At 66.0% G+C, this 14003-nt stretch carries 11 protein-coding genes and 1 tRNA gene; 7 read left to right on the top strand and 5 right to left on the bottom strand.

What is annotated here, in order from left to right:
- Positions 1-155: 155 nt before the first annotated feature.
- Complete coding sequence (locus OB905_11675) at positions 156-1466, bottom strand: ribonuclease R (protein MCU4926632.1); 1311 nt, start codon at positions 1464-1466, stop codon at positions 156-158.
- 148 nt (positions 1467-1614) lie between these two features.
- Between OB905_11675 and OB905_11670 the strand changes: the two genes are divergently transcribed.
- The 7 genes from OB905_11670 (at position 1615) to OB905_11640 (ending at position 7126) form a co-directional block, all read left to right on the top strand.
- Complete coding sequence (locus OB905_11670; protein MCU4926631.1) at positions 1615-2094, top strand: RNA-binding protein; 480 nt, start codon at positions 1615-1617, stop codon at positions 2092-2094.
- 96 nt (positions 2095-2190) lie between these two features.
- Positions 2191-2547 carry a cell division protein SepF gene (gene sepF, locus OB905_11665; protein ID MCU4926630.1) on the top strand — a complete coding sequence of 119 codons (357 nt, stop codon included), beginning with the start codon at positions 2191-2193 and terminating at the stop codon, positions 2545-2547.
- 76 nt (positions 2548-2623) lie between these two features.
- A complete protein-coding gene (locus OB905_11660) occupies positions 2624-2803 on the top strand; it encodes a hypothetical protein (protein MCU4926629.1) in 180 nt (59 codons plus the stop codon).
- Between the two features lie 169 nt (positions 2804-2972).
- On the top strand, positions 2973-4121 hold the full coding sequence (locus OB905_11655) for a citrate synthase (GenBank protein MCU4926628.1): 1149 nt from the start codon (positions 2973-2975) through the stop codon (positions 4119-4121).
- A 321-nt stretch (positions 4122-4442) separates the two neighbouring features.
- The gene (gene ilvA, locus OB905_11650) at positions 4443-5654 is read left to right on the top strand and encodes a threonine ammonia-lyase (protein MCU4926627.1); all 1212 of its coding nucleotides are present in this window, start codon (positions 4443-4445) and stop codon (positions 5652-5654) included.
- A gap of 87 nt (positions 5655-5741) precedes the next feature.
- Positions 5742-5823, top strand: a tRNA-Ser gene (locus tag OB905_11645).
- A gap of 334 nt (positions 5824-6157) precedes the next feature.
- Entirely contained in the window at positions 6158-7126 is a 969-nt protein-coding gene (locus OB905_11640) for an AAA family ATPase (protein ID MCU4926626.1), read from the top strand.
- Positions 7127-7166: 40 nt separating this feature from the next.
- On the opposite strand, the gene OB905_11635 is transcribed toward OB905_11640, so the two are convergent.
- Genes OB905_11635 through OB905_11620 form a run of 4 tightly spaced genes read right to left on the bottom strand, consistent with a single transcriptional unit; the run spans position 7167 to position 13669 of the window.
- The gene (locus OB905_11635; GenBank protein ID MCU4926625.1) at positions 7167-9164 is read right to left on the bottom strand and encodes a hypothetical protein; all 1998 of its coding nucleotides are present in this window, start codon (positions 9162-9164) and stop codon (positions 7167-7169) included.
- Complete coding sequence (locus OB905_11630) at positions 9164-10519, bottom strand: DUF58 domain-containing protein (protein ID MCU4926624.1); 1356 nt, start codon at positions 10517-10519, stop codon at positions 9164-9166. The genes OB905_11635 and OB905_11630 overlap by 1 nt, the downstream gene beginning before the upstream one ends.
- Entirely contained in the window at positions 10512-11237 is a 726-nt protein-coding gene (locus OB905_11625; GenBank protein MCU4926623.1) for a hypothetical protein, read from the bottom strand. Before OB905_11625 ends, OB905_11630 begins: the two co-directional genes overlap by 8 nt.
- Entirely contained in the window at positions 11234-13669 is a 2436-nt protein-coding gene (locus OB905_11620; GenBank protein ID MCU4926622.1) for an FUSC family protein, read from the bottom strand. The genes OB905_11625 and OB905_11620 overlap by 4 nt, the downstream gene beginning before the upstream one ends.
- Positions 13670-14003 lie beyond the last annotated feature (334 nt).

The raw sequence follows: 14003 nt of genomic DNA, 5'->3' as shown, positions 1-14003 counted from the left end.
CACTACCGGGTCCTTCGGACCGCTCGTTCGCGCGAATGCTCGTGTTCAACTCGCAAACGTACTGAGCAGGTATTTCATACCAACAGCCCTCGAAATGAGCCGCCTTTCGAACTGTGCCACCCTGTTTTGCGGTGGCTGATCGGTTATTGAGACGGTCAGATCGTCTTCTCGGCTTCGTCGTCGTCGACGACCTCGATCCCCCGATTGTTGACCGCCATCGGGTCGAGGCCGACCTCTTCGAGGAACTGCTTGTACTCGCGCTCGCACTGCTCGGCGTCTTTTTGCTTGTCGCTGGCGCGGTCACAGAGTGCGACGAGATTTTCGGGGACGTCGTTCTGGTAGACGATCCAGTGGTTGATCAGGTCCGACAGGCGCCGGATCGGGCTCGTGAAGTGGCCGTAGATCTCGAAGTTGAGCGCGTGGTGGCCGCCGAAGGGGTCGCTCATGTACTTCGCGCGGGGCATGACCTTCATCACGGCCCACTGGATCTTGTCGAGCTGGCGGCCGGGGGCGTCCTCCAAGGTGGCGTTGACCGCCTTTCGTGGTTCGTCCCAGGTGTCGCCGGGAACGGAGACGCCGTCTAACTCCTGGATCTCCTGGAGCGCCTTCGACCACTCGTCCGGGGTCGGCTGCGGGTGGACGCGGTACATCGCCTCGACGCCCCGCCCCCACATCAGCTCGTGCGTGACGGCCTTGTTCGCCTTGAGCATGCACTCCTCGATGATGGTGTGTGCGCGGTCCCGACTCGGGTTCAGGACGAGCGAGCCGTCCTCCTTGCGGATCTCGTGCATCTCGTCGGCCAGCTCGTGGACGAGGACGTTCTCCTCGTGCAAGGGCGCGTCGGGGTCGTCCAGGCGCTTCTCGGCGTCGGAGTAGGTGAGGCGCTCGTCGGACTCGATGACCGATTTGTAGATGTCGATCGTCTCGTAGGAGAGCGTCTCCTTATCGAGGTGCATCTCGACAGTGTGGGCGAAGCGCTCCTCGTTGGGAACGAGCGAGCAGACCGACTCCGCGAGCACCGGCGGGAGCATGTGGATCGTGTAGCCCGGCAGGTAGACCGTGTTCCCGCGCTCGACGGCTTCCTCCCACATCGCCGTCTCGGGGTTGACGTAGTGGCCCACGTCTGCGATGTGGACCCAGAGGACGTACTCGTCGTCGCGCTCCTCGACGGAGATGGCGTCGTCGAAGTCCTGGGCGTCGATCGGGTCGGTCGTCCACGTCGTCAGATCCCGGAGGTCCGTCCGCTCCTCGTCGTCGAGCCCCTCGCTGATCTCGGCCTGGACGTCCTGCGTCCTGGCCTCGGCTTCGTCGAGCACCTCGTCGGGAAAGCCGTCGCGGATCTCGAACTTCTCGAACAACTCCTCGCGTTTGTTCTCGAGGTGGCGCGCGAGGTCTTCTGAGATTTGGACGGGGCCCTGCCCTTCGGCCGTCCCAGCCTCGGCCTGCGCCTGTGCGTCGTCGCTCATACCGGCGCCTACGGACGTGGTCGTGAAAGTCGTGTCGGGACGGAAACTGTCCAACCATCGGACGGCTCTCCTCCGAGTGCAGGGTCTGGCTGTCCTCCGAGCGGTCGAGAACGGGCGTTTTATACCCAGACCCGCTGTTTGCCCGACCATGCAGGTGAAATCGCGCCACCACCTCCGAAGCGACGCGGTCCGGGAGCTCGAGGCAACCCTCGAGGAGCAACTCGGCGTGTCGCCCGACGGCGACGCCTACGAACGCGTCGAATTCGAGGAGACGGACTGGGAAGTCGTCCTGATCGACGGAGCCCCCCAGGTCGCGTACTTCGACGACGTACCGTTTCTGACAGTTCGTGGCGCCAACGCCTACGAGCCCGAGCACCGCGTTGTGACCGTCGACGCGGGCGCCGTCTCCTTCGTCAGCGACGGGGCCGACATCATGCGCCCCGGTATCACCGCGGCGACTGCCGACATCCACGCCAGCGACCTCGTCGTGATCGCCGAAGAGTCCCACGGGAAGGTTCTCGCCATCGGCCGCGCCCGCGTCGACGGCTCCGAGATGGTCGGTGATGAGGGGAAGGTCGTCGACTCGCTACACCACGTCGGCGACGAACTGTACGACTTCACCGGCTGAGCCACGACGCGATTCTCACACGTTAGTGACAGTATCGGCGGCGAGAAACTCCGTCTGACGTAAGAACTATACTGGCGGCGACGGTGGGTTCCTCCAATGGGACTCATGAGCAAGATCCTCGGCGCGGAGCAGTCTCGAACCACCGAGGACTACGTCGAACTGGATATCGCTGACGTCGACGAGGAAGCCGTCGAGGCGACGATGCAGGTACATATCGCCGAGGTCGACGGCCAGCAGTCGACGATCGAGATCAAAGACGCCGTCTACGACGGTGACATCGTCCTCGCAGATATCACGCGTCTGCGGACGCAAGACAAGACCATCGAACACATCGTCGACGAGCTCCGGCAGGTCGCCCGCGAGGTCGACGGTGACATCGTCCGGAAGGGCGACGACCAGATCATCGTCACGCCGACTGGCGTGAAGATCGGCCGCGAGAAGCTCGGTCGGTAATCACCGCTTCAGGCGATTCCGTCCCTCCGTTTTGCCGTTCCGATAGCTACTTTGGAGCGCTCCGGCCAGGATCGGTATGGACGTCGCATCGCTTCCCGGCCCCCGACAGCTCTGGACTGCACTTGCGGTGTTCGCAGCCTTGCTCGTCTTCCAACTACTCGTTCGCGGTGAGGTCACGATCGTCGTGGCGGCCGTCGCGGCACTCGGATACGTGGCCGTCGCGACCGCCGTCGAACGGAGTGATAGCGGACGCTAACCATCTCTCCTCTCTCTGCCTCTGGTCGTTTTTTACAAGTGCCAGATAGGGGCCGTTATGGCCTGCGTGTTTTTGCTGTCTCCGGGCGCAACCGGCAACATCGGACGCGTTCGGGTGTGACAGCGACCAAACGACAATACTTTTCCATCGCCGACGGGAACCGTTCAGTATGACTGACGACCTGAAGAAGGGGCTCGAAGGCGTGTTGGTCGCCGAGTCGGAACTCAGCTCGATCGACGGCAGCGTCGGTCGGCTCGTCTACCGGGGCTATCCGATCGAGGAGCTGGCGACGGGTGCGAGCTACGAGGAAGTGCTGTATCTGCTCTGGCACGGCCACCTGCCAAGCGAGGACGAACTCGATCCCTTCGTGGCGTCGATGGTCGACGAGCGTGAGGTCGACGACTCGATTCTGGAAACCGTCCGCGCACTCGCCGACGCCGATGCGGAGCCGATGGCTGCGATGCGCACCGCCGTCTCGATGCTCTCGGCGTCGGAGCCCGAACTCGACGCCGATCCCGACGACCGGGAGGCGGCCCTCCGGAAGGGACGTCGGATCACGGCGAAGGTTCCGACGATCCTGGCGGCCTTCGAGCGCTACCGCCAGGGCGAGGAACCCGTCTCGCCGAACCCCGACCTCGGCCACGCGGCGAACTTCCTCTACATGCTGACCGGCGAGGAACCCGACGAGATCGCCGCCGAGACGTTCGACCAGGCGCTTATTCTCCATGCCGACCACGGCCTGAACGCCTCGACGTTCACCGCGATGGTCATCGGCTCGACGATGGCCGACATCTACTCCTCGGTGACCGGTGGCATCGGCGCGCTCTCGGGGCCGCTTCACGGCGGCGCCAACCAGGACGTCATGGAGGTCCTGATCGAGATCGACGAGAGCGACCTCGATCCCTTAGCGTGGGTCGAGCAGGCGACCGAGGAGGGACGGCGCATCCCCGGCTTCGGTCACCGCGTCTACGACGTCAAAGACCCGCGCGCCCACATCCTCCAGGAGCGCAGCCGCGAACTCGCCGAGACCGGCAATCCGCGCTGGTACGAGATCACGACCACGATCGAGGAGTACCTCACCGAGGAGAAAGGGCTCGTCAAGAAGGGGATCGCCCCCAACGTCGACTTCTACTCCGGCTCGGTCTACTACCAGCTCGGCATCCCGATCGACATGTACACCCCCATCTTCGCGATGAGCCGCGTCGGCGGCTGGATCGCTCACGTCCTCGAGTACCAGGACGACAACCGTCTCATCCGACCCCGAGCTCGATACACGGGTGAGACTGATCAGGAGTTCGTCTCGATCGACGAGCGGTAGGCCGTCTTCACCCCCAATTCCGGTCGCCGCCTTCGTGCGAATCCATCACGAACGACGTGCGTCTGACCCGCGTCTGACGCCGCCCCTATCTCGACTCAGTCTGCCACTTTCACTTTCGGGAAGGAGCCATGAGATTTATATGGTCTGCCTTCCCGTTTCCAGTTGCACGTCACACGCCGTGCACTCCTGTATTCCCTGTAGTGCTGTTCCGCCCAACAGCACTACCCGTTTATCACAGTTGAGTGACATCGATCCGATCACCCGTCGGGACGACTCGCCCACAGCCGAAATCATTACCCACCCGACCGAGTACTGGGGCGTATGCTCGACCGCTCGGACGTCCTCGCCGCCCGGCCGCGGGTGCAAGAGACGTCCAGACACACGCCCTGTGACCGATCACACACGTTCTCGGAGATGACCGGCGCTGAGATCTTCCTCAAACTCGAGAACTTCCAGCGAACGGGGGCGTTCAAGATTCGTGGCGCGACCAACCGCATCGCGACGCTCTCGGATGCACAGCAAGACGCCGGTATCGTCACCGCAAGCGCGGGCAACCACGCCCAGGGCGTTGCCCTGGCTGCCACCCGGGCCGGCGTCGACGCGACTATCGTCATGCCCGAGGACGCGCCGATCGCGAAGGTGAAAGCCACCAGAGGCTACGGCGCCGAGGTCGTTCTCTCGGGGATCGACTACGACGAGGCCGCCGCCCGCGCCCACGAGATCGAACGCGAGGAGGGCCGAACCTACCTTCACGCCTTCGACGACCCGGACGTGATGGCCGGTCAGGGGACGATCGGGCTCGAAATTTTGGAGGACTGCCCCGACGTCGAGACCGTCGTCGTCCCCATTGGCGGCGGCGGACTCATCAGTGGAATCGCCACCGCGATCAAGGGCGCCCACCCTGAGGTCCGCGTCGTCGGCGTGCAGGCCGAGGGCGCTGCGAGCGCCGCTGCTGCAGTCGAGGCGGGCGAGCGCGTCGTCTTGGATGGGGTCGACACGATCGCCGACGGGATCGCGACTCGCAGCGTCGGCGAGCGGACGCTCCCGATCATCCGTGAGCGCGTCGACGAGATCGTCACCGTCTCCGATCCCGAAATCGCCGTCACGATCACCCACCTTCTGGAGCGTTCGAAGACGCTCGTTGAGGGTGCCGGCGCGGTGGCGCTCGCGGCGGTTCTCTTCGAGCGCTTCGAGTACGACGAGGGCGAGGTGATCGTCCCCGCGCTCTGTGGCGGCAACATCGATCTCAACACGCTGACGACGGTGATCGTCCGCGGGCTGGTCGAGACCGGACGTTACCTCAAGATTCGAACGGTGCTGGTCGATCGCCCCGGCGCCTTAGAGCAGCTCGTCGAGATTCTGTCACGCCACCGCGCGAACATCTACGCCATCCAGCACGACCGAACCTCCCGGGAAGTCGGGATGAGCGACACCGAGGTCGAACTCGACCTCGAGATGCGCGGCCCGGACCACGTCGAGACCGTCGTCTCTGCCCTCCGCGAGGCTGGATACGAGGTCGACGTGCTCGTCTGACTGCGACTGTCGCAGGTCCGACACCGTCCTTGCACCCGGTGACTGCTTCGAAATAGTTAAACGACTCTCGGGGCTAGCAACTGGTGAGCCAGGATGGCCGAACGGTAAGGCGCACGCCTGGAAAGCGTGTTCCCTTTCGGGATTCAGGGTTCAAATCCCTGTCCTGGCGCTTCTTCGAGTTCACTATCAACGAGCGACGCGTAGCGGCGCGAGTCATCCGAACTCGAAGAACGCAAGAAGCGGGATTTGAATTAGACTGAGGTTCTGCGAGCGAAGCGAGCAGGTTCTCAGCCGTAGTTCAAATCCCTGTCCTGGCGTTGCGCGATTCGGAGCGAACAGAGAGCGAGAATCGCGGGTTACCGAACGACGAAACCGTGACGCATTTTGTCGTTACAACCCGGTGAACGCCGCGTAGCGGTGCGAACGCGCAGTGTCGCGACTCGTCGAGACGACCTTACTTAGCGCCAGTATTTTGATACCGTTTCGGACGAAAGTCTGCCACGATGGAACGCGACGACCGCCCGGTCGCGTCGGCGAGCGAGCGCTGTGACGCCGTCCTCTCGCGGGTCGGCGAGGCCGTCATCACGGATCGGGGGTTCTTAGAGCACGTGCTCACGGCGGTGTTGGCACGCGGCCACGTCCTCTTGGAGGATGTCCCCGGAACCGGGAAGACGCTGACCGCACTGACGCTCTCGCAGGCGCTCGGGCTCGACTTCAACCGGATTCAGTTCACACCGGATCTCCTGCCGGGTGATATCACGGGTTCGCACGTGTTCAACGAGGGGACCGGCGAGTTCGAATTCACCGAGGGACCGGTGTTCGCGAACGTCGTGCTCGCCGACGAGATCAACCGCGCGCCGCCGAAGACACAGGCGGCGCTGTTAGAGGCGATGGACGAGGGACAGGTGACCGTCGACGGGACGACGCGTGACCTCCCCGACCCGTTTCTGGTGATCGCGACCCAGAACCCCGTCGAACAGGAGGGGACCTTCGAGCTGCCGGAAGCCCAGCGCGACCGCTTCATGGTCAAATCCTCGATCGGCTACCCGGAACTGGCGGGTGAACTCGAACTGATCGAGCGGCGCAGCCGGCGTGAGACGAAGATGCCGTCGGTCGGTTCGGTACTCGATACGGAGGGCGTCCGTGCGCTCCAGCAGGTTCCAGAGGGCGTCTCGATGGAACCCGACCTCCGGGAGTACCTCGTCAAGCTGGCCCGAGAGACCCGGACCGACGACCGAGTCGAAATCGGCGTCTCCCCGCGCGGTATCCAGCGCTACTACGAGGCAGCCCGCGCCCGCGCGGTGATTTCCGGTCGAGCGTACGTCGCCCCGGACGATGTAAAGCGCATCGCTGAACCGATCATGCAACACCGGCTCGTCCTGACGACCGACGCGAGGATCGCGGGCGTCGACGGAGCGGACGTCGTCGCCGACGTGATAGACCGCGTCGAGGTCCCGGCGGTGCGCCCATAACTGGCGGTGAGTTCGTAACAGCCGGTGTGTCGTCTCTGGCTCACCGCGACTGTTGCCTGTGCTGGTGGTCGTCCCGGGCCGCATCTACGATCACGCTCGCTCGGGTCGCGTTGATGCCGTCGATGGTCTCGAGCTCCGTCGCGGTGGCCGCCTGCAGATCGCCGATGGTCTCGAAGCCGTGCTCTCGCAGGATCGCCACCTCGACACCGTAGAGCTCCGGGAGCGTCATCTCGGACACCGCCAGATCGCTTCGGGCACGTTCGGTCCTCGCCGCCCCGTCGCTTTGCTCGGAGGAGTGCCTTCTTCGGGGCGCTTTTGCGTGGGGCGGCGACTCGTCTCCCGGGTTTCCGCTGGAACCCGTCGCATCGGTTCTCGCCTCGTCGTCTCTCTCCTCGTCCCTTCTACCGACTCGGAGCGCCCGCCGCTTCAGGGCGATCCAGACCGCAATCAGCGCCACGATCAGCGCGCCGAGAGCGGTGAGTCTCGGCTGTACGACGACCGTCTCGGTGAGCGCCAGCAGCCCGAGTGCCACCCCGACCCCGGTCCCGGCGACGACGGCTGTGCCGGTGATATGTACGATCGCGGGCCGCCGGGCCGAGCCGTCGCGGCCGAGTTCTTCGGTTATCGACACGCCGTAGAGGGCGGCGTCCCACGAGACCATCGCACAGGCGACGGGGATCGCGACGACCAGCGTTCCGGCCCCGCCCACCGCGGCGACAATCGCGCCAAGCACGAGCGCTGCAGCGCCGAACGAGCCGGGTGCTGCCCGATCCGGCAAGAGCGCGAGCGCTCCGATCCCCCAGACGCCAACCAGGAGCGTGACGACCAACCCGACGACGGCGACGGTCGCCACGCTCGCGATAGCGATCCCACTCGGTGGCGCGAGTACCGCCTGCACGTCCGCTACCGGCACCACTCCGGTTCCCGGAACGGCGACCGTCTGTTCCGTCGTTCCCTCGAGCTCCGGCCGGAGTACCCGCTCGAAGAGCATCGGGTAGCCGACGATCAACAGGGATGCGACGACTGCCCCACCGGTAAACGCAGGGAGCCACGCGAGGAGGCGGCTGTGCCTGAGTCGCCGGAGTCCCGGCAGCCACGAGAGGACGAACAGGACGGCCATCACTGCGATGCCCGCGAGGAGGACGATCCGGAGGCCAGTCGACGTCGCGACCGGGAGAAGGAGTGTCTCGAGCGTCGCGACGGCCTGTGCGGCGGCCTCGACCTCGATCCCATCCGAGACGGCAATTGCGATCGTTGCCCCGCTGCCGAACAAGAAGACGAGAAAGCCGTACCGAGTGGCAGCCGTCGATACGCGCTCGATTTGTCTTCGCGCCGGTTCGCGTCGATCCCGTGCCAGCAGCTGCGGAATCGGTAATCGGGGGCCCACGGCGGCGACAACCCACAGCGCCCAGACCACCAGTCCGACGAACGTCGCCATCGCGGTGACCGATCCTGTCGGTGAGAGTGCCAGCTCGGAGACGATGCCCACGTTGACTGCGTCCGCGTCCCCTCCACGCTCGCCCCACACCGAGCGTGCCGGATCGGTGTGTACCGCCCCCACGATCGCGATCGGAACCGCGGTCGCAACGGCGATCGGGATCGCAGCCCGGACGGCGCCGTCGCCGATCGCCCCGGTAACAGTCGCCGTCGCGCCGAAGGCGGCGAGCCCGATCGCAGCGACGACACCGAGTCGGTATCCGACCGCGATCGATGTCGGGCCTCCGACGACCGCGATGGCGCCAGCCGCCGTCGCAGCGACCGCCGCGAGAACTGTCAGGACGCTCGCGATGGCTCGGCCGCCCGGCGTTCGACGGTTGGCCGCCGAGACCGTACCCGTTAGCAGACTGCCCGCGAGGGCGGCGACGACACCCGGGAGAAGGACGTCGGTCCCGACTGCGAGGACGATGGCCCCGACAGCCGTCGCGAGCACTGTTCCCACCACCGTCGCGGGAGCGCTGACGGTTTCGGCTGTTCGCTCGCGGTCGGCTCGGCTCGGCACCGGTGTCACACTGGCGGCTCGCTCTCCTGAGCTGCCCATCAGCGGATCACCTCGCCGAACCCGCGAGCGAGTGCGCTCGCGAGCGTTCGATCGGTGCTCCAGTCGACGACCGGGACGTCGCTGCGCCGGAGCCGTTCGAGGCGTGCCTGCCGGCGCACGCCTTCGAGCCTGGCTCCCACCTCGTCGCCGCCGGTCACGTTCGGTGAGAGCACAGACAGGGGGTAGCCACGTCGGCGAAGCGCGAGCACGAGATCGACGATTTCGTCGTCTACCGCGGGTGTACAGCACACGAGCTGCGTGTTCGGCGGGAAGAGCGCATCGAGGCGTGTTGCCAGCTCCGCGCCGCCATCCGGGCGGGCCCGGGGCGGCTCGCGCTCCCCGCTTCGCATCGACGGATCAGGCGTCGATCCGTCAGCCGGTGAGCCAGCGCTTCCGGATGCGGCGACGGCGTCACAGACGGTCGCGATCCGGCCCCCGACGTCGGCACCCATCCCCGGCTCGACGTACGCCGGTGGCCCGGTGTAGACGCCGGGCATCCGGCCGCGAACGCCGAGGCCCACGGCGCCGACGCTGTGGCCCACATCGGCCAGGACGCTGGCGGCGACGATGCCGGTGTAGGCGGCGAGCGTCACGCCGTCTGGGTGGCCGCGGTCGGCGGCTACCCGGGAGGCGTCGCGGCCGTCGACGAGCACGACGACGCTGGCCGCTTCCTGCTCGCGGTAGCGAACGGTTCCGAGCTCGCCAGTTCGGGCGTACCGCCGCCAATCGATGCGCTTGAGCGGATCGCCTCGCTGATACTCTCGCGTCGAGTGAAACTCGTAGCCTGCGCCGCCACTATCCGTCGCGACCGCACCGACCAACGGGATTGTTTTTCGGTGTAACGGAAGTCCATCGAGGGGGATCGAACAGTCGAGTTCGGTGTCGCCACTGGCTCGGATCGAGTCGGTCGTGACGGCCGCCGCGCTCAGGCTGCGGAGTCTGATCCACGTCGGACCGAACGCGTACGTCCCGTGGCGCGGCCGGAGCGCGTACGAGACGCTCGTCTGTTCGCCGGCTCGCAGCGTCGTCGCCTGCTTGACCGTCCCCTCGACGGGGTCGAGTCCGTCGGGAACGCGGTCGACGATCCGGACGTCAGCCAGCGTTCGGTCCGTCTCGTTTCCCACTGTGAGCGTGACCTCGACGCGCTCGCCCGGCAGCGGGTTCGCGGGCGTACAGCTGCGTTCGACCGCGATCGCCGCTGTCGGCTCTGGAACGGACGACAGCGCTGCATATCCCACAAACGCGATTGGGACGATCGCGGCCAGCACCAGCGCGCTCGAGCCGACGAGAAGTCCGGCGGCGACGAGGACGATTGACGCGACGACGCCCGAGTGCCACCGCGTCACTCTACGCATTCGATCGCTCCCCCGAGCCGTCTCTTTCGGCCGCGCTCGCAGCGGGCTCGGATCTCTGCCGACTCGCGTGTTCGTCTGTCGTTCCGGCGTGCTGGCTCGTCGCTGCGTCTGTTGTCGCTCGCTCGAGTTCGTCGACCGTCCGCTCGAGGCGACGCTCGAACGTCGAGCCGGGAAACAGCCAGGCGCGAAGCCGGTGCCAGAGCGTGAGTTGGCCTGCCGACTCGTCGCCCAGGAACACCGCGGCGATCCGATCGTCGGTCCACTCCCCGCGCCGGACGCGCTCGGCGGCCCGCTCCGTCGACTGTCCGCGGGCCGTTTCGACGGCCAGGGCTACGTCTCGCACCTCGTGGATGACCTCTCGGGTGCCTGCCGACCGACCGCGTTTTAGGGCGTCGATCGTCGTGTCGATCCGGTGGGTCGTCCGTTTGCCGGCCACTGCGACGTGCTTCGAGTCGCTGGCTTCGGCGGCACCCTCGACGCCGCCATCTCGGACGTCCGTTGCTCCGGAGAAGTACGCGCGCCACAGCCCGAAGAGTGCGACGACCGCGACGACGGCGAGTAGTGCGTGATCCGGATCTACCGATTGCTCGGCCGCTTCGATCGTCGCGGTGAGCTCCGAGGGGAGGAGCGTCGGTGCCGCCGCGACGCCGACGCCGACTCCCAGTCCTGCGAGCGCGACGAGCACGAGCACGACGTTGCCGATAGACCGCCCGCTCACGGCTCCTCCCTCCCGTCGGTACCGGAGCCGTTCGCTGCGTCAGTTTCTGCCGTCCCGGACTCGGCATCGGCACTGATCGACCGGACCGCGACCGCCACCCGATCGAGCCGATCGGATGAGGGGGCCACGTTCCCGTACTCGGCGTCGCGAAACGTCTCCACGACGGTTTCGACCGCTCGCTCGGGAACTCCGTTCTCGACTGCGTACCGGCCGATCTCGCCCGGCGTCTTCGTTCGCACCCCCGGTGGGCGGACGACTCTGACGAACTCGATCCACAGCTCCCGGAGCGTCTGGGTGACCGCCCCCGCTGTGTCCTCGCCGGCCGTACCCGCGCTTCCCGATTTCGATCCGACACCCCGCTTTCCTCGGAAGCGGACGGACCGGAGCAGCGACCGGATCGCCGCGACGACCGCCCGGACCAGCCGTCGGGGGTCGAGCGCTGCCAGACCGGCGAGCCCGGTCTCCCGGAGCCGCCACGGCAGCGCGGCGAGCCATCGCCCGGCCCGCCGGATCGCGAGCGCGACCCAACGGGCCCGCTCGGCCAGTCGATCGCCCAGGCGATCGAGCAGCGCTGCGAGCCGGACGATGCCGTCGACTGCTCGCCGCCCGAGCGCCGAGAGGAGTGCACGCAGCCGCGCGAGGACTGCGCCCGGAGCCGACCATAGCCCCGCTCTCGAGAGCCCGACGCGCCGGACGAGCACCCAACCCGTCACCGCCACGAGGACGGCCGCCCCGCCGAGCACGAGTGCAGCGTTCCGATACAGGCCGTCGAGGGTCGTCTCCGCCTCGGCCCCGGCTAACGCCGCGCTGATCGTCGCCCCGTCGGCGACCGGCAACCCGACGGTCGCCGTCCCGTTTTCTGTCGTCTCGACGGGCTCTCCGTCGACGAGTACCGTCGCGTTCTCGACCGGGTCGACGCCGTCCGTAACGGCGACGTCGACCGTTCGGCCGGGAAGCGGTAGGATCGTTTCGACCTCGACGTCGAGCATCCGAACTTCGACGTCCCGCTCGACGCGAATCTCGCCGCGTTCGACCGCAACGGTCACGTTCCCCTCGCTCTCGGGGACGGTGAACGATGCGGTGCCCTCGTCGTTAGTGACGGCGATCTCGTCTCCGTCGACCAGCACCGTTCCGTTTGGGATCGGATTCCCGTCGACTGTCGCCGAAACCGTGGTATCCATCTCGGGAAGGATCGGTTCGTCGATTTCGACGGCCGTCTCGGGATTCAACTCGACGGTCGTTCGCGTCTCGTTTTCGGAGGCGGTTCCCGGATCAGCAACGAGCTGTGACTTCGCGTCGAGTTGCTCACCGTCGGTCCCGCCACTGGCCACTGCCGTCTCAGTCGCCGCGCTCGGATCGATCGTTACCTCAAGTTCCGTCGTGTACGGAACCGTTCCGGTGACCGTTCCATCGGAATCGGTCGTTCCGATCGGCTCGCCGTCGAACGCGACCGATGCTCCCTCGAGTGGCTCGTCGTCTTCGGTAACCGTCGCCGTGACCTCCGTGCCTGGGCTCGGCGGGTCGTCGAACGCGACGTCGTACTCGGGACCGCTGTCTGCATCGTCTCCGTTCTCCTCGCCGTTTTCGTCGTCTCCACCATCGCTGTCATCTCCGTCGCCATCTCCATTCTCTCCACCATCGCCGACCTCACTCTCATCGTCGTCACCACCGTCCACACCATCTCCCTCATCACCGTCACCGCCATCCCCACCATCGCTGTCTCCGTCATCGCTGCCTTGACCGTCACCGCTTTCTTCGTCCTCACCATCATTACCGTCGCCACCATCACCGTCTCCCGTGTCGCTGTCATCGGAGTCACCATCCTCACCGTCGCCCGGATCACTGCCGTCGCCGTCGCCATTCTGACCGTCTCCGATCCCATCCTCGTCCCCGTCACTGCCATCCTCACCGGTGCCATCTCCGATCCCGTCCTCGTCGCCATCACTGCCATCCCCGTCCCCATCCTCGTCTCCAGCGCCACCGTCTCCATCTCCGACGTCGTGGTCGTCTCCACCGTTCTCGACACCATCAGCTGGGTCGCCGTCGTGATCATCACCGTCACCTAGCTGCTCGTCACCGCCGTCTACGTCTCCGTTAGCCTGATCTCCGCCGTTCGGATCTCCGCTATCGACATCTCCGTCGTCTGGTCCGCCATCGGCGGGAGCGCCATCTGATGGGACATCGTCTCTACTCTGGTCGCCCGGATCGCCGTGCTCCGACTCGTTACCTGCGTCTGGATGCCCGTCTCCGGGTTCCTCACCATCGGCGCCATCACCAGGGCTAACCCCGCTGCTCCCCGGGCCAATACCCCCCAGCGTCGGTGCCGCAACCGCTGCTAACGCAAGAATGAGAACCGACAGCACAACCAGTGTGAACTGTCCCCAGTCCGGCCCACCCGTCCCCTCGCGGTTTCGGTCTGCTGTCTCTCGCATTCCAGTTACTGCTCCGAACTGTCGTTCAGCTAGGTATCCACAGTCCCCGGAAATAAAACTCCTCGCTCCGCTGTCCTCTTGTGAGGGGTGTTGCATCCGGCCAACGTCCGGCAAACACACCGGTAGCGCAACCTCCCGTTTCTTGGGTTGGCGCTGTCTCACTGTGGTATATATACGGTCGAAGATGGACCGACAGATCGGACCGACTGTGCGATAGCAGTTCACACGGATCTGCGCGTACCAGTTGGCCCTACGGCGATCTTCTCCTGGGCTGTCGGAGACGTGGGACACCCGCGCTCTCCACTGAGTAGAAGCTTTTTTATAGAAGGACAAA

It is taken from the genome of Halobacteria archaeon AArc-dxtr1, assembly GCA_025517425.1.
Classification (GTDB): Archaea; Halobacteriota; Halobacteria; order Halobacteriales; family Natrialbaceae; genus Halostagnicola.
Note: the sequence above shows the minus strand (reverse complement) of the source record. Positions and strands in the feature narration are given on the sequence as shown.